The following is a 16,901-nucleotide window of genomic DNA, read 5'->3' as shown; positions in this document are numbered from 1 at the left end:
TGTTTCTTGATGATGTCGACATTGCCGCCAACCGCACTGTAGAGAACGAACAGGCCGATTATCATCAGTGTGATTAAACCTGCGCATAACGGCCAGTCAAGGTGGAGTCGCCACCAGAGACTGGCTGGTCGAGTGGCGCGATAACGGTTTGATGCCATGAGAAACATTATTTATGGCCCTCGTTGTCGCCTTGCATGCTAAGCCAGGCGGCCATCACCTCTCTTGCGATCGGCGCTGCCACTTTGCCGCCGTGACCTTGGTTTTCTACGACCACGGCAACCGCGATTGTTGGCGATTCAAATGGTGCAAATCCAACGTACATAGCGTTGTCCCGCAACCTCGCGTCTATGTTCTCGGCCTCGTATTCTTCATCTTGCCCTATTGAAATCAACTGTGCCGTGCCAGTTTTTCCCGCTGAAGAGAACGGTGCATTCGCAAAAGCCCGCGCCCCGGTGCCCTTGGTATTGACGTCGCGCATGGCGCGCAAAATCACGGCCATATTCTCCGGACGCGCCGTCACCTGTTTTTCAGACAACACGGGAGGCAAAACATTCCGTTTGCCCTGATGTGAAATGGCATGAACGAAACGTGTTTGAAAATGTGTGCCACGGTTAGCAAGAACGGCTGTGGCGTTGGCGAGTTGAATGGGCGTAGTCGTCCAAAAACCTTGACCGATGCCAACGTTGACGGTTTCACCTGGGAACCAGGGTAGGTGGCGTGTGCGCCGCTTCCATTCACGAGAGGGTAAAAGCCCCTGACTTTCTTCGTAAACATCGAGACCGGTTGGCGCATCAAAACCGAACCAAGCCATACTCTCATGGATGCGATCAATGCCCAGTTTGACGGCAAGATCGTAAAAAAACGTATCGCATGACACTCGAATGGCTTTACTAAGATCGACCCGACCATGGCCGCCCTGTTTCCAGTTCCAGTCTCGGAACCGTCGTTCTTCCCCCGGTAACTGGAACCAGCCCAGGTCGTTTATGGTGTACGTGGGTGAAATCACCCCATATTCGAGACCGGCCAGACCAAGCATAGGTTTGATGGTAGAACCCGGTGGGTATTTACCGCGAATCGCACGGTTAAACAACGGCCGGTCGGCAGACTGAATCAGTTGTTGAAAGGCGCGAGTTGAAATCCCGGTGACGAAAGCATTGGGGTCATAGGCAGGCATGGAGACCAACGCGAGCACTTCGCCAGTACGGGGATCGAGCGCGACTAAGGCACCACGATGATTTTGAAGCAATTGAGTCGCAAGTCGCTGAAGACGATAGTCGATGGCCAGGTGCAGATCAGAGCCGGGTTGCGATGGATGGGTATTCAGTGTGCGCACAATGCGTCCACGTGCGGTGATTTCGACTTCCTGGTGGCCGACTTTGCCGTGCAGAACGGACTCATAATACTTTTCGAGGCCGGTGCGACCAATGTGCCGTGTGCCGCGATAATTTTCGATGTTCAGCGACTGCATGTCGTCTTGCGTAATGCGTCCGACATAACCGATGACGTGAACAAAAAGCGCTCCATAGGGATAGTGCCGGGTCAAATGACCTTCAACGCTGACGCCTGGAAAACGGTGCCGATTGACTTCGAAGCGGGCCCTTTGCGCCTCGGTCAGTCGAGCAAGCAAGGTGACTTTCTCAAATCGACGCGAGGTGACCAATGCTTCGCGAAAGTTTTCAATGTGCTCATCGTCAAAAGCAAGCAGGCTTTGCAGTTGAGTGAGTGTATCGTCCAGATTGGGCACCTGTTCTGGTGTGATTTCCAACGAATAAGTCACTTGATTATCGGCCAAAATCACGCCGTTGCGGTCGTAGATTAGCCCCCTGACTGGGGGGATTGGACGTATCGCTATCCGGTTTCTGTCGGATAGCGTGACAAAATTTGGATGCTGGCGAATTTGCAGATCAAAGATGTGCCAGCCAATGATCAAAAACCCTAGGACCACAAGTATCAGGGCGATATTGGCACGCACGCTAAACAAATGCGCTTCTTTGCGTCCGTCTTTGAGTTCCTCGCGATACTTCATGATCACGCCCTGTGGTAAGGATGGCCATGATGCAAAGACCAGGCACGATAAAGCGCTTCAGCCACAATCACGCGTACCAGCGGGTGAGGAAAAGTGAGCGGCCCAAGTGACCAGCATTGATTGGCTCGACTTAGGACTTGCGGTGACAGTCCTTCGGGACCACCGATGACGAGGTTCACCGAGGTGCCTAAGTGGAGCCAGTGGTCAAGTTGCTGACTAAGTTGTTCGGTGCTCCAAGCCTGTCCTTTGACGTCAAGCGCGACCACATGGTGGTCATGGCTGATATGTTTAAGAATACGCGCCCCTTCGTCTTCAACCGCTTTCTGTGGTGGCAGCCGCTTACGATTGGCGGGCGCGATTTCAAGCAATTCAAGCCGACAGTCACCACGAATACGGCGAGCGTATTCATGGTAGCCGGATGTGACCCATTGGGCGAGTTTTTCTCCAACGGCAATTAGTCGGATACGCATTGGCGGTTTAATTTTCCGGCGGCGCCGACCATAGCTTTTCAAGCTGATAGAAATCTCGTGTTTCAGGCAGCATGATATGAGCGATCACATCGCCTAAATCGACTAAGACCCATTCAGCCGCCTGCTCACCTTCCACACCAAGCGGCATAATACCTGCCTTCTTGCTTTGTTCGACCAAGTGGTCGGCAATGGCCTTGACATGTCGGGTGGAGTTGCCACTGGCAATCACCAGATAGTCAGTAATGCTCGTGAGTTGCCGAACATCAAGGCGCACCACTTCATTGGCTTTCATCTCGTCCAGTTCATGACAAATGAACTCTACTAGCCTGTTTGCGTTCATCAATTTCTTTGGTTTCCTGTCGGTTCAGTCTGTCGATAAATCTGATAGTGTTCAATATAGTGACAAACACTCTCTGGTGCCAAGCCCAAGATATTTCGTCCCATCTTGACGCGCTCACGAATCAGGGTGCTGGATATGTCGAGAGCGGGCAGTTCCAGCCAAGCCATTTGGCCATAAGGACGCGTCGTCAATAACGCACATTGTACCCTGTTAAATCCTTCAGCAGTAGGGATGGGATAATTTGGACGGAGACAGCATAAAAGATGGATGAGTGAGGGGAGTTGTTCGGCACCGCGCCATCGGTGGATTCCGCCGGAGGCGTCATTGCCGATCACCCAGACAATGGCCCGATTGGGATAGCGTTGTCGCAAGCGTGTGGCGGTGGCCACTGTATAATGGGGCCCGGGACCATCCAATTCGTCCGTCAGGAGCGTGAAACCTGGAAAATGCTCCAGCGCCCTTTGCACCATCGCGAGTCTTTGCCAAGCGGTGGCGATCGGGGGTTCGCGGTGCCCAGGTTGGCCACATGGGAGGAACGCAACCTCTGCTTCAGGAAAACGCTCCTGAACTTCGACGGCCATGCGTAGGTGGCCGAAGTGGATGGGGTCAAAAGTTCCGCCAATGATAAAAAGCGGCTTTGTGTGATTATTGGCTGTCATAAGGCACACCAATGCGTTTCCCGGCGATAATGAGACACAGGTCCAAGCAGGCATCCCAAAATGCGCCTTGTCGTGCTCCGACAATCATGGCTTCCAAATGGTAGGCCCGGATGAGCAGGCGAGGCCAGACAGTTGCCGGCCAACGCTGAAGGGCCTTCATATAGAGCGACTGTTTTGGCCGCCATATGCCCATGGTTTGCATCCGAGCGCTGCGTTGTGCGGCTGGACACTCCGCTAATGAAGTCAGTTGCCGTAATGTGTTTTGTAGCCCGCGGGCCATCAGCATGGGCGCGACATCTGTCTCTGACAACCTCTGGAGGAGGCGAGGCAGTCTGTCGGCCTTGCCTTCAAGGGCGGCATCAATGGTTTGCCATGGCGTGAAGCGTGCGTTGTCTGAACAATAAGCCTCCACCAAGTCTTCATGAATTGTGTCACCTGGTTTCGTCATGAACACCAATTGGGCGAGCGTTTGGCGAGCGGCCAGTAGATTGCCGTCCACCCATTCAGCCATTCTGGCGGCTGCATCAGGCTCAAGTTTTCGTTGATGCCAAGCCGCTTGCTCGATCAAAAAGTGCGGCAGTGCTTCCAGCGGGACTGGCCATACGGCAATCCAGACGCCATGTTCCGTCAGTGTGGAGAACCATTTGGAGCGTTCCGTTTTCCGGTCGATTTTTGGCAGGTCCACGATCAGCACCATATCATCGGTCAGGTTAGGTGCCCAGGTTTCAAGCAGACGTTGCTCTTGCTTATTCGGTAAGCGTTGGCCGGAAAGCTCCACCATCGCCTTGCGGGAAAATAGGCTGTCGCCGGCAAAGGCTTGTTGCCATAGGCCTTCGTCAATGCCGGATTCAAGCTGAAAGTCGTACCGATCGGCAAAGCCTAATTGCCGTGCTGTTTGCCGGATGCGGTCACGTGCATCAATTTTTTGCATGGGCTCATCGCCGGTGATCACATAAACGCGGCGTATTTGTTTGGCCAGATCTTTTGGCAGATCACGATACTGTAGGCGCATGGATCCGTATCATCTCCGCGATGCTGTCGGCCAGTTCTCGCGCCATTTCCTGTTCGGTCTGTGCTTTTTCCGTATCTCGGGCGACGGCGCGGGTGTGATCCCAAGTCAGCACACGGTGCACCACGAATGTTTGGCGTACCAATACTTGCTGACGGCGACTGACAGTGACCGGAACCGATAATGAATATTCGTATTCAATGGGGCGGCCATTCAGATCCACACTCAGTGTTCTTTGTACGCGCTGCAACTGGCCGAGTTCAATGGTCAATTGTTCTGGCGCTTTGTGAGCGGTAAGTTCTGCGCCGAGCTGCCGCAAACGATGGATCAGTGATCGTGTGAGTTGGCCAAAGGGCTCCGGGCTTGAGACATTGATTTGATAGCCGGCCAGTGATGGGCTTTGGCTGCCTCGCAGTTGGAAGCCGCAGGCAGCCAAGAGCACGCAGACGCTTAAAATGCCGATGATACGCATTAATTCACCACCAAGTTGATGAGTTTGCCTGGTACCCAAATGGCTTTCCTTAACGTCTTGCCTTCAATGAATTTCTTCACCTGTGGATCGTCGAGTGCTCTGGCTTTGACCATGGCCTCGGTCGCATCAGCTGGCACGGTAAGACGGGCTCTCACCTTGCCGTTGACCTGAACCACGATGAGCTTTTCAGTCTCGATCAACGCATCGGGATCCACCTTCGGCCATTCGGTCGTGCAGACGAAATCGTCATGCCCAAGTGCTTTCCACAGCGTTTCGCAGATATGTGGCACAATCGGGCTGAGCAGCTTGACGATGGTTTCGTAGGCTTCCTGCAGTAACCAGCTGTCGCCAGACTCCTCGATGTCGTTTTGGAAGGCAGAGACCGAATTGACTAACTCCATGATGGCCGCGATGGCCGTATTGAATTTATAACCGTGCCCCAACTCTTCAGACACTTTGGCGATGGTTTGGTGCGTTTTGAGGCGCAATGCGCGCTGTCTGGATGTGAATTGCTCAGGCTTTTCAATGGTTCCGGTCTTAGCGACAAAATCGGCCACGGCCTTCCATAAACGGCGCAAAAAGCGATGCATGCCCTCCACGCCTTCGTCTGACCATTCTAGTGTCTGCTCCGGCGGTGCGGCGAACATGACGAACAAACGTATGGTGTCAGCGCCATAGCGCTCAATCATGGTTTGTGGGTCGATGCCGTTATTTTTCGACTTCGACATCTTTTGCATGCCACCATACTGAACGGGCTCGCCTGTGGATTTTAATCGACCACCGAGCACGCGGCCTTTTTCATCGCGAGTGACCTCGACGTCAGCCGGGTTATGCCAGATCACCTCACCTTTCGGGCCGCGGCTATACCAAGTTTCGGCCAATACCATGCCCTGAGTGAGCAAATTCGAGAACGGTTCGTCGCAGTCGACCAGTCCAAAGTCTCGCATGACCTTGTGGTAAAAGCGGGCATACAGCAGATGTAAGATGGCATGTTCGATGCCCCCAATGTATTGGTCGACAGGTAGCCAGTAACGTGCGCGTTCATCAAGCATGGTGTCTTTGGCATCCGGGCAGGTAAACCGAGCGTAGTACCAGCTCGATTCCATGAAAGTATCGAATGTGTCGGTTTCTCGGGTGGCCGGTTGTCCTGTCTCAGGGTCAGTGGTTTCATAGAATTCAGGCATCTTTTTCAACGGTGAGCCGACACCGTCAAACGTCACATCTTCCGGCAAGCGTACTGGTAAGTCACGTGCCGGGATGGTGCGGCCATCTTGCGTGTTGATGACGGGAATTGGTGCCCCCCAATAACGTTGACGAGATACACCCCAGTCACGCAGACGATAGTTGGTGGTGCGTTGTCCCAGTCCCTTGCCCTCTAATGCGCTGGCGATGGCAGCGAAGGCCGCTTCAAAGTCTAGACCATCAAATTCTTGCGAGTTTATCAGGAGGCCATGTTCTGTGAAGGCGCCTTCGTTGAGGTCGATTTTGCGGCCATCGGCTGGACGTACCACCTGCCGAATTGGCAAGTCGTATTTTCGGGCAAATTCCCAATCCCTTTGATCATGCGCGGGGACCGACATCACCGCACCGGTGCCATAATCGAGTAAGACAAAGTTGGCTGCCCATATCGGCAGTTGCTCGCCGGTGAGCGGGTGGATCGCGTAGTCGCCTGTGAACACCCCTTTCTTCTCGACTGTGGCCATGTCCGCTTCGGCCACTTTCATATGCTTGCACTCGTCAATAAATTCCCGGAGCACCGGGTTGTTTTCTGCCGCCCGTAGGCTGACAGGATGATTGGGCGCGATGGCTAAGTACGACACGCCAAACAAAGTGTCCGGACGGGTGGTGTAAACTTCCAATTTTTCGTCACCGGACGCCAAAGGGAACTGAATATTGACGCCTTGTGAACGGCCTATCCAGTTACGTTGCATGGCTTTGACGGAATCGGGCCAGCCGTCCAGTTTGTCCAAATCTGAGAGCAGCTCTTCGGCATACTCGGTAATGCGTAGGAACCATTGGGGTATCTCTCGGCGTTCCACCGGCGCACCGCTTCGCCAACCTTTGCCGTCAATGACTTGTTCATTGGCCAGCACGGTTTGATCGACCGGATCCCAGTTAACGACCGCATTTTTTTTGTAGGCCAGCCCTTTTTCCATCATTTTGGTGAATAGCCATTGCTCCCAGCGGTAATACTCGGGATCACAGGTCGCAATTTCGCGCGACCAGTCATAACCGAACCCAAGCCGCTTGAGTTGCGCTTTCATGTCAGCAATGTTTTGACGTGTCCATTTGGCAGGCGGGACGCCATGTTTGATGGCCGCATTTTCAGCTGGCAAACCAAAGGCATCCCAACCAATAGGCTGCAATACATTCTTTCCGAGCATCCGTTGATAGCGCGAGATGACGTCGCCAATGGTGTAATTTCTCACATGTCCCATGTGCAGCCGTCCACTGGGGTAGGGGAACATGCTCAGGCAATAAAATTTCTCACGACTGGGATCTTCAGTCACCTTGAAGACGTCATGCGCTTCCCAACGCGCCTGTACTTCAGCTTCGATTTTTTCCGGGTGATATTGTGGTTCCAATTGGCTCATGGCTTTGCAATCACTGGTTGTTTGGCAATAGTAAAGATGCACAGTCTTATTCAGACCTGATAGGATAGCGTAAAGCGGGGGTAAAACTGTAGCTAAGATGACAGTTTTTTGCGTCGTTGGTGCTGGTTAGCAAGGGACATTTACGATGACTAGAGAAATACATGTTTGGCGACGCGCGGTTGCTGCTGTTCGAGGGGCGGTTGAGCGTGGCGAGGCGCTGACGGAAGCCTTCTGGGAAAAACTGCAGGCGGAGTTGCTCACTATCGAAAAGTTGTCCGAGGACGAAGTTCAAGACGTGTTGTCGACCATCCGGGCCGATTGGCACGCTTTGGTGGCGAACGCGGAAGCGGTGAAAGAAGTGTTTCAAGACTGGTGGGCGGCGGAGAAGGCAGCGGTCAAGGAATACCTTGAAGATTGGCTTGCACTTATCGCCGACCCAACGAAAGCAGCTTGGTGGTCGGCAGAAGCGTTGGGCGATGCCCCACGGCTGCGTCGAACGGGGCATTGGGTCAGCATTGGGCGCTGGCAGTGTACGCACTGTGGCGAGTTGCTGACGTTTCGACAGCCTGGGCGCTTGCCGCCATGTCCCCGTTGTCATGAAGCTGAATTTCGCCTCGCGTTACCACCCATAGGTTCGGACGCACAATGATAGACTGGCTGGCTGGTTTTCTGTTGCCCCCAGGGTTGTCCGTGATGTTGGGGCTGTGTGGGGTGCTTTGTCTTCGGTGGCGGCCCTGGGTGGCGCACGGATTGTTAATCATTTCGGTGTTGTCGGGGTACTTGTTGTCTACGGAGGCGCTGGCCCAACGATTGATGAAATTGGTTGTTATACCGGCGCCTGAATTTGTTGGTGCGTCAGCGCCAGAGGCAGACCTATTGGTGGCCGTTGGCGCGGGTGATGCGCGAGTGGCCCCTGAGCTTGGGGGCGAGTGGGCGCTTGGCCCGCAAACGCTTAATCTTTTGCAGATCTTGGGGCAGTGGCAAAGACAGGTTGAGGGGCAGATCGCTGTGATTGGCCGGAGTCGGGCACAGCAGTCCGTGCAGGAATCTGTGCTGATGAATCAGGTACTTATCGAGCAGTTTCATCTGCCTGTCCATAATTTGCTCAATGATGGGGAAGCTTTGGCCGCTCAAGCAAGGCAAATTGAACAGCTGGCACGCCAACATCCTGGCAAACGGATGATTGTGTTTTGTTCGGCGATGGAAAGTCGGCGCTTGGCCACATTGCTTGGCAAGCAAAACATTCGACCAATCATTGTGCCAGTGGCAGACACAAGCCAAGCGCCGGTGGGCTGGAAGCGTTATCTGCCCACTGGGTCCGGAGTACAGCGCGCTAGACAAGCTTTGCTGGAAGTATGGCGCCGTTGGATGCTTTAGTTGGGTGTCTTTCTTTTTTCCGTGTTGTTAAGGCGCAGTGCGTCATGGAGTTGCACGGCATCACTGGCAAATAAAAAATTGATGTCGCCCAGCCAAGAGATTTGCTTGGCCTGTGTTTGGTATTGACCAAGGAGTGATTGACATCCTGCTCGGTCGTCTGTGACACATGACAGCGGGAAGATGACATCGCAGTGCACTTGACCACCAAGATAATGAATTTGGACCCCCATAATTTTTTCAAAACCGGGTAGGTCATGCCAGATTGCGGTGAGTGTTTGTGCGACCACATCACGGTTTGGCAGTCCTGATGACGGTCGTTGTTTATCATCTGGTTCTGCGTCGACGTGAACGGTGACATCGGCGATGTCGGAAAACTTTTGCTTGAGGCGATGGATGACTTCGTCGGCAATGCGATGGCCATCCGAAACGGAAATGGTGGCAGGCACTTCGATGTGCACGTCGACCAAGGCGTGGGGGCCCATCTTCCGGCTCCGAAGCGCATGCACATTCCGTACGCCTGGCACGGAACAGATGACCTTGATTAAATGGTCCTGCTTTTGATATGGCGTGGTGTCGACCAATTCTGAAAGTGACTGCCACAAGAGCTTTCCGGCCATATGGGCAATGAACAGGCCCACCACAATGGCGGCAATGGTATCAGCCGAGGGATAGCCCAGCTTGGCGCCTGCCACACCGACAATGACCGCGATTGTGGAAAGTACGTCGGAGCGGTGATGCCAAGCATTGGCAATCAGCAGCGGTGCATTGAGTTTTTCGCCCCATCTTAAGGTGACACGAAATAAGGCTTCTTTTGCCGATAGTGCCAGCGCCGCGACCCCTAACGTGTACCATTCGGGGGTGGGCACAGCGGTGCTGGATGTGCTGAGCGCCTCCCATATGAAACCACCTGAGACCGCCAGCAAAATGATGGCGAAGATGAGCGTGCCGAGTGTCTCAAAGCGCCCGTGTCCATACGGATGGTCATCATCCGGTGCTTGCATAGAGACTTTGTGAAATCCGTGAACTAAAAAATCAGTGGCCAAGTCACTTAAGGAATGCAAGCCATCCATGATCAGGGCTTGTGAATGACCAAAAATACCAGCGACGGTCTTGATAGCGGCAAGCAGCGCATCGGTGGCGATGCTCCATCGGTTAATTCGGCGAATGGCGTGCGAGCGGCGCTGTGACTGGGGCATCCGGTGGTCTGTCGTTTGTCCGTCAGTTCTGGTCTGCACTTGGCATTTTGCCGTGCAGCAGAATATTTTCAAGTGGTTCTGGGCGGCTGATGAAATAACCTTGTGCGTAATCCACGCCAAGTTCTGCCAAAATATCGAGTATTTCTGCGTTTTCGACAAATTCAGCAATGGTCTTTTTGCCCATCACATGGCCAATTTCATTGATTGATTTGACCATGGCGCGATCGAGTAGATCATGTTCGATGTCACGGACAAAGACGCCATCAATTTTTAAATAATCGACGGGCAGGTTTTTCAGGTAAGCATAGGAAGAAAATCCACTACCGAAGTCGTCGAGAGAGAATCGGCAACCTTTGGCGCGGAATCGCTCGATAAACTCACAGGTCTCGGAGAGTGTCTGCACGGCCATGGTTTCGGTGATTTCAAAGCAGATCTTGTGGTAAGGCACTTGGTAGATTTGAAATTGCTCCAGAAGAAAATCCGCAAACGCCAGATCGGACATGGTCGCCCCGGAAAGATTGATTGAACAGACGCTCAGTTCATGCAAATGTTGTGGATGCTGACTGAGCCATGAAAAGACAAGGGTCACCACATGGCGATCGATGCGTGGCATCAAATTGTAGCGTTCGGCTGCCGGCATGAATGCGCCAGGTGGTACCAGATCGCCTTGGCGATTTTGCAGTCGAAGCAAAATTTCGTAATGGTAGCCTTCGTCGCTAGGTTCAATGGGCATAATGCGTTGGTACATCAGCACCAAGCGATGTTCTTCTAAGGCAGCGTTTAACTCCGTCACCCACTGCATTTCTGTCTGGCGACCTTGCGATCGACCTGCCTCACCATGCCAGACTTCGACACAGTTTCTCCCTCTGTCTTTGGCCGCATAGCAAGCGGCATCAGCCGCACTTAACACGGCTTCGCGCGTATTCAGCTCGCCGCCAATAGGGACAATGCCAATACTCACGCCGGTGGTGAAAACTTTGTCTTCCCACGAGAAACGAAATTCCTCAAGCCCTTCGCGCAGTTTTTCCGCAACGCGTACGGCAACGTCAGTGCTGCAATAGGGCAGCAGAATGGCAAATTCATCGCCGCCTAGCCGCGCCACAATATCGCCCTTGCGTACGTGCTGTTTGAGATAGTCGGCAATTTGTCTTAGCAGGTGATCACCCGCCATATGGCCACAAGTGTCGTTGACTACTTTGAATTGATCCAAATCAAGATACATCATCGTATGCAAATGGCTTTCAGCCTGTGCATCGGCAAGCAAGTGCTCAAGTCGTGCGTCAAAATTGGCACGATTAGGTAGGCCTGTGAGCACATCATGGCTGGCCATAAAGGAAAGTTTTTGCTCGGCTTTTTTGCGCTCTTCAAGCTCTTTTTCGAGTGCCATCGTCCGTTGTCGAAGTTCCTCGTTCGTTTGTTCGAGAACACTTTGCACCCGATCAACTTCGCGAATCAGCAGCCTGAAGGTGCGATAAAGATACTGGATCTCGTCTTCATTGGCGTGCTTCTTGGATAATGCACCAAAGCGCTGAGCGACTTGCGTGGCCTGAGCGGCCATGTCGGTGACGGGGGCCAGCACGTATCGCCTGAGCCCTCGGATGACCAAAAAGCTCATCAGCAAAAGAGCGATGGCGACCACAACAAGGACGAGCAGGTAGTCGAACAGGCGTTCGGAAACCCCTGGCGTTTTAAAACGGATATACAGGGTGCCGAGCCACTCGTCGTTGTCTTCAACGGGAAACACCAAATCCAACCAACCATTTTCAAAGTGGTAGCCGAACTGTGTCAGTTCAAGGTTTGGGGGGACTGGTGGATGTGACTCCGACGTTAGGCTCGTGTGTGCAAATATTTCGCCGTGAATATCGCGTACTTCCGCATAGACAATATCGCTGAATCGGCTGGTGGCGCGCAGCGTTTCTTCTGCATCGGAGGCATAACCGATGCCAAAACGTAACGGCGTGATGAGTTCACGGGCAATCAGGCGTGCTTCGCGGTGCGCCTGTTCCAACATGCGCGGTCTGAATGATAAGGTCTCCCATGCCAACATGGCCGTCAATGAAAAAACAAGGGACAAAATGCTGGTGATGGCCAGCAGCCGGAGTATGCGCGTCTTGATGCCAAGCGAGCGGTTCATTTGGCGCCCTCCGGAAAAAATTGCTGGGGTGGGATCTGGATAACTTGTTTAGCGAGCCGCATCACCTCCGCGCGAAATTGAAGTCCGCATGACTGTGCTACCAAGGGGTTGAGCTTGAAGACAACCCTGCCTCCCTCTTCAGAGAACGCGAGCATGCCGCCAGCCTGCAAAAACTCACGGTGGTCGCTGACCGTCAAAATGGGTTTGCCATAGAGCGCCTTGAGCACTTGTTCGATATTGTGGCGATTCGAAAGCGTTAGAAAAACAACATGACAGTCACTCATGTCTTCATCAATCTGCCGGGTGAAATAACGGAAGCTTGCGTGTGAATGAATGGCTTTTTGGCGGAAAAAAGTCGAGAAGCGATCTGGGCCGACAACGCAGAGTTTGATTGGCTCTGGCGGGGGGTCTGATTTGGCATAGCGAACATAATGTTGGCCGATGGTCATGGCCAGTCGAATTTTCACGAGATCATCGGGCGCTGGCGGCGCCGCTTGTACAGAGCTTGAGGCGACAACAAATAAGATGACCATGACAAACGGCCGAAGCGAATTGCCGAATGGAATCCGTTTGTGTCCCTGTGTGCACCATGAATCCTGCATAAATATATTTCTGGCCAATATTGAACGTCGTGGGCGAAACCCTGATTCGTTTAGTATAGCCAGGAGAACTACAAACGCCTATTTTTCATCAAGTTCACGCTTTGCGATGTCTGCCGCGACAAGGCTGTGATGTTGTTGCGGGTTAACTGGCAGGTTTTTGGAAGCTGGTCGACTGACCAATCGAATATGGTGCGGAAGGCTTTTGAGACGCTCACGTAGCACACTGAGCGTCACTGGATGAGGATGGCCAATGGCAATGGTCAGGCTTTGGCGCTGGGCCAGTTGCAACAGACGGTCGAACGCCTTGTGAATGGCGTGTTCGTCCAGTGTCGTATCCAGAAAGACATCGCGATGCGCCGACGGCACCATCCACTGGTTTGCCACCTGCGGAACAATGCTGTCTTTGGTGGTGCGGCTGTCCAAATACATTAATCGGCGCCATTTTGTCCATGCCATGACCCAGAACAGGCTGTCATACATGGTGGTGAGGCGACTGCCCATATGGTGATTGATGCCAATGGCGCCGGGAACGGTTTTGAGATTCGCATCCAAGATCGTCCAAATCTGCCATGGCCTCATATTATGCCAGAGGGCACCGGGCCCCAGCAGTCGATTATGATGCACGGCCTCCATTGGGGCGTGCAGAAAAATCGTGCGCCCCTGATGGCGGGCTTTGTCTGCTGCATAATGAGCGTATGGCGTATGAGGCAAGATGGAAATGCCAATCTGAGGCGGTAAAGACAGCGTGGTGTCGACTGCGGCACGGTTAGTACCAATGTCGTCGATCAAAATAAAAATGTTGCCGGATTTGGCCACCCCCATGGTGCATATCGACCAACCCAGCCATAACATCATCCACAAGAATTTGCTTGGTCGAAGCATGTTATTGACGCTCAGTATTCAGCCAGTCGATAGCGGCTTGAATCCAAGAAGCCTCGTCGGGTGTTGCGAGAGACTGGTCGGGAATCACACCATATTGATCAAGTGGATGCCCTGTAGGATCGAGAATTCGAGCGGTGGTGAGTTTGATGCCACCACCATTCGGGAGCGGGAAGACGGACTGCAGACTGCCCTTGCCGAATGTCTTGGTCCCGAGCACTCGGGCGCGATGGTGCTTTTGTAGCGCGGCAGCAAACACTTCGGCAGATGAGGCAGTATCGTGGTTGACCAGCAAAACGACAGGCACTCCCTCGACAAGCGCGCCAGGTTGAGCCCGATATGTGGTGGCTTCGTGCTTGTTGCGTGGGACAAGGGCGCAAATTACACCGCTATTGAGAAATAGATCTGCGGCGGCGACTGCCTGGTCAAAAAGTCCGCCATGATTGTCCCTTAAGTCGATGATGAGTCCTTGTATCTTTTTTTGTTGCAGTGCCTCAAGATGTTGTCGAATTTCTTCCGCCGTTGTAGAAACGAACTGGTAGATCTGGATGAGCCCAATGCCGGGTGCGGCCATCTGTGCCCCAACGCTGTCTAGATGCACTCTCGACGAGATGAGCGTCAACGTCCTTTGCGGCTTAGTCGCAATTGTCAATCGTACACGTTGACCAGGTGGTGCCCGATACAACAATTGCTTGAGTTTGGGGGCGTTTTCCATGGTGGCTGGTACGTCATTAATTGACGCAAGACAAATGCCGGGGATCAGGCCTGCAGTTGCGGCAGGTCCCCCGGGCACCACTGCACGCACGCACAACTTTTGATTGGCCCACTCGGTGCGCAGGCCAAGGCCCAGGTACTCGCCATGCTTTTCGGTTTGAAAATATCGCATTTCGCTGGGAGTGAGATAGCGCGAATGGCGGTCGATGGTGCTGAGCATACCATCCAGAGCACCTGTTAAAAGGGCCTCACTCTCAAGCGGCTTGACAGCATTTTGCGAAATCAGCTGATAACTCTCAAAAAAGGTCTGCCACACATCATCCGGCACCTGATGTAGCGAGCCTTGCGGCATGGCGCGTAATGGAGGCGGTGCTGGGATATCCAACGTCTGGTCCGTATTAGCCCATACGGTGGACAGAAGAGATAGGATCAAAACAAAGCTGCGCACCTTTCGCTCCTTAACGACACCAGATGGCCGGGTTGACAGGTGTGTTATTGCGGCGGATTTCAAAATATAACGCCGGCGTGCTTAGACCGCCAGTCTTACCGGCGAGCGCAATGACTTCGCCTGGCTCCACCCAGTCTCCGACTTGCTTGAGAATGGTCTGATTATGTCCATACAGACTCAGGTCATTTTTGCCATGGTCAATGATGATGAGTAGACCGTAGCCGCGCAACCAATCGGCGAAGACAACGCGGCCAGCACTGATGGCATGAACAGCCTGACCTTCTTTGGTGTCCAGCAACACCCCTTGCCAGCGAAGTGCACCGAATGGTCTTTTTTGCCCAAAACGTGCGGCCAATCGTCCTTGCACTGGCCAGCGCAATTTACCACGCAGGCGATCGAGCCCGACCAACGACTGTCCAGGCATAAAAACTTCAATCATCTGATGGAGCTTTTCGATCAGTGCCTGTAATTCTTTTTCGTTGGCGAGCAGTCGCTGAAGTTTTGTTTCCGCGCGTTCAACATTCGCTTTCCAGTTGGCGACGGCTTTTTCTTGTTCCAACTTGTGTTGGACGAGCCTGGCTTGTTCTCGTCTTTTTTGCTCGACAAGTGAACGGAGAGCGTTGCGCTCTTGTTCAATCGTTTGTTTGATCCGGGCCAGCTCAGTGAGTGTGTCCCGAAGGGCTTGGATTTGCTGTTTTCGCGCTTTCGTGAGGTATTTAAAATAGGTCAAGCTTTGCGTCAGCGCATGGGGATCATCAAGGCTGAGCAGAATTTTTATGTATTCCTGCTCGCCCATGGCATAAGCCGCCCGCAGTTGGGCAGCCAAGGCGCTCTGTTGTTGTTTTTTCTTGAGTTCCAGTTCGGCTTGACGATTTTCTAGTGTTTTGATTTTTGTTTCCGTCTGTGTGAGTTTCTCGGTCAGTTGACGCAGGGCTCGAACTGATTGCCCGACTTTTTTTTCGGCTGTTTGTAGTGCCAACACGGCCTTGGAATAGCGCGCCTGATTGGCTTGCAAGGTCCTGCGCGTGGCACGGATGGCGCGCCTAAGTTCTTCTAGCTGTTGCTTTGCGGCAGCTTGGTCGCGAGGCTCGGCCCCTGTGGCCGAGCTTGCCAACATCGCGCAAAACAAAAGTGCGCAGGACCATGCTGTGTGCATAAGGTTATGATTGTTTTTCAAACAGCAGCGTTCCCGTCATGTCTTGTGGAATGGCTTCGTTCATCAGATGCAAAAGGGTCGGTGCCACATCGGCCAGCACCCCTTTGGTTTCGGTGATACGAACTGCGTGTGGACCTATGTAGACACAAGGTACAGGATCGCTGGTGTGGGCGGTGTGAGGTTGACCGGTTTCCGGGTCACGCATTTTTTCTGCATTGCCGTGGTCGGCGGTGATGATGGCTTGACCACCAACACGTTCCAAAGCGGATACCACTTGTGCAAGGCATTGGTCAATGGTCTCTATCGCCTTCACGGTGGCCTCAAAATTTCCAGTGTGGCCAACCATGTCAGGGTTGGCATAATTGCAGACAATGCAATCGTAAGCACCACTTTCAATGGCTTCAACCAAGGCTTGTGTCAGCTTTGGGGCATTCATTTCTGGCTGTTGATCGTAGGTCGCCACTTTGGGAGAGGGTATCAGCTTTCTGTCCTCGCCGGGGAAAGGCGCCTCCACTCCGCCATTGAAGAAGAATGTGACGTGCGCGTATTTTTCGGTTTCGGCAATTCGCAGTTGCCGATAGCCTCGTTGACTGAGCACTTCACCAAGTACATTTTTCAGTTGAAGTGGCGAGAAGGCGACATTGACTGGCAGTCCCTTTTCATACTCGGTCAGGGTGACCATATGGACTTTGGGGAAACAGGGACGTTCGAAGCCTTCAAACTCTGGCAGCGTGAGCGCTTGTGTCAACTGTCGGGCCCGATCCGCCCGGTAATTCATGAAAAAGACACTGTCACCATCCTGAATGGGGGCAAAAGGCTGATGAC

At 53.2% G+C, this 16,901-nt stretch carries 16 protein-coding genes; 2 read left to right on the top strand and 14 right to left on the bottom strand.

The genetic code is table 11. The annotated features are described in order from the left end of the window. Positions 1 to 166: 166 nt before the first annotated feature. Genes mrdA through D6694_14740 form a run of 7 tightly spaced genes read right to left on the bottom strand, consistent with a single transcriptional unit; the run spans position 167 to position 7,561 of the window. Positions 167 to 2,026 carry a penicillin-binding protein 2 gene (gene mrdA, locus D6694_14770; GenBank protein ID RMH35394.1) on the bottom strand — a complete coding sequence of 620 codons (1,860 nt, stop codon included), beginning with the start codon at positions 2,024 to 2,026 and terminating at the stop codon, positions 167 to 169. A gap of 2 nt (positions 2,027 to 2,028) precedes the next feature. Continuing rightward, positions 2,029 to 2,496, bottom strand: a complete 468-nt coding sequence (rlmH, locus tag D6694_14765; GenBank protein ID RMH35393.1) for a 23S rRNA (pseudouridine(1915)-N(3))-methyltransferase RlmH — start codon at positions 2,494 to 2,496, stop codon at positions 2,029 to 2,031. A 7-nt stretch (positions 2,497 to 2,503) separates the two neighbouring features. Further along, positions 2,504 to 2,836: a ribosome silencing factor gene (gene rsfS / locus D6694_14760; GenBank protein RMH35392.1), complete on the bottom strand. Its 333-nt coding sequence runs from the start codon at positions 2,834 to 2,836 to the stop codon at positions 2,504 to 2,506. Beyond that, entirely contained in the window at positions 2,836 to 3,549 is a 714-nt protein-coding gene (gene nadD, locus D6694_14755; GenBank protein ID RMH35396.1) for a nicotinate (nicotinamide) nucleotide adenylyltransferase, read from the bottom strand. The genes rsfS and nadD overlap by 1 nt, the downstream gene beginning before the upstream one ends. Then, entirely contained in the window at positions 3,482 to 4,507 is a 1,026-nt protein-coding gene (gene holA / locus D6694_14750) for a DNA polymerase III subunit delta (protein RMH35391.1), read from the bottom strand. Before holA ends, nadD begins: the two co-directional genes overlap by 68 nt. After that, positions 4,488 to 4,976, bottom strand: coding sequence for a hypothetical protein (locus D6694_14745; protein ID RMH35390.1), 489 nt, complete (start codon positions 4,974 to 4,976; stop codon positions 4,488 to 4,490). Before D6694_14745 ends, holA begins: the two co-directional genes overlap by 20 nt. Then, on the bottom strand, positions 4,976 to 7,561 hold the full coding sequence (locus tag D6694_14740) for a leucine--tRNA ligase (protein ID RMH35395.1): 2,586 nt from the start codon (positions 7,559 to 7,561) through the stop codon (positions 4,976 to 4,978). Before D6694_14740 ends, D6694_14745 begins: the two co-directional genes overlap by 1 nt. A gap of 154 nt (positions 7,562 to 7,715) precedes the next feature. On the opposite strand from D6694_14740, the gene D6694_14735 reads away from it, so the two are divergent. Next, positions 7,716 to 8,219, top strand: a complete 504-nt coding sequence (locus D6694_14735; protein ID RMH35389.1) for a hypothetical protein — start codon at positions 7,716 to 7,718, stop codon at positions 8,217 to 8,219. Next, positions 8,216 to 8,947, top strand: a complete 732-nt coding sequence (locus D6694_14730) for a hypothetical protein (protein ID RMH35388.1) — start codon at positions 8,216 to 8,218, stop codon at positions 8,945 to 8,947. The genes D6694_14735 and D6694_14730 overlap by 4 nt, the downstream gene beginning before the upstream one ends. Here D6694_14730 and D6694_14725 read toward each other — a convergent pair. From D6694_14725 to gpmI, 7 genes are all read right to left on the bottom strand, one after another. Then, positions 8,944 to 10,143, bottom strand: a complete 1,200-nt coding sequence (locus D6694_14725) for a cation transporter (protein ID RMH35387.1) — start codon at positions 10,141 to 10,143, stop codon at positions 8,944 to 8,946. The two genes, D6694_14730 and D6694_14725, sit on opposite strands and share 4 nt — an antisense overlap. 22 nt (positions 10,144 to 10,165) lie before the next feature. Beyond that, positions 10,166 to 12,277, bottom strand: a complete 2,112-nt coding sequence (locus tag D6694_14720) for an EAL domain-containing protein (GenBank protein RMH35386.1) — start codon at positions 12,275 to 12,277, stop codon at positions 10,166 to 10,168. Then, positions 12,274 to 12,879: a YfiR family protein gene (locus D6694_14715; GenBank protein RMH35385.1), complete on the bottom strand. Its 606-nt coding sequence runs from the start codon at positions 12,877 to 12,879 to the stop codon at positions 12,274 to 12,276. Before D6694_14715 ends, D6694_14720 begins: the two co-directional genes overlap by 4 nt. A 78-nt stretch (positions 12,880 to 12,957) precedes the next feature. Further along, positions 12,958 to 13,761: a divergent polysaccharide deacetylase family protein gene (locus D6694_14710; protein ID RMH35384.1), complete on the bottom strand. Its 804-nt coding sequence runs from the start codon at positions 13,759 to 13,761 to the stop codon at positions 12,958 to 12,960. Position 13,762: 1 nt separating this feature from the next. After that, on the bottom strand, positions 13,763 to 14,920 hold the full coding sequence (locus D6694_14705) for a S41 family peptidase (protein RMH35383.1): 1,158 nt from the start codon (positions 14,918 to 14,920) through the stop codon (positions 13,763 to 13,765). 10 nt (positions 14,921 to 14,930) lie between these two features. Beyond that, on the bottom strand, positions 14,931 to 16,076 hold the full coding sequence (locus D6694_14700; protein ID RMH35382.1) for a hypothetical protein: 1,146 nt from the start codon (positions 16,074 to 16,076) through the stop codon (positions 14,931 to 14,933). A 4-nt stretch (positions 16,077 to 16,080) separates the two neighbouring features. After that, positions 16,081 to 16,901 (bottom strand): phosphoglycerate mutase (2,3-diphosphoglycerate-independent) (gene gpmI / locus D6694_14695; protein ID RMH35381.1); only part of this gene is annotated, 821 nt, incomplete at its 5' end.

It is taken from the genome of Gammaproteobacteria bacterium (genome assembly GCA_003696665.1).
Lineage (GTDB): Bacteria > Pseudomonadota > Gammaproteobacteria > Enterobacterales.
Note: the sequence above shows the minus strand (reverse complement) of the source record. Positions and strands in the feature narration are given on the sequence as shown.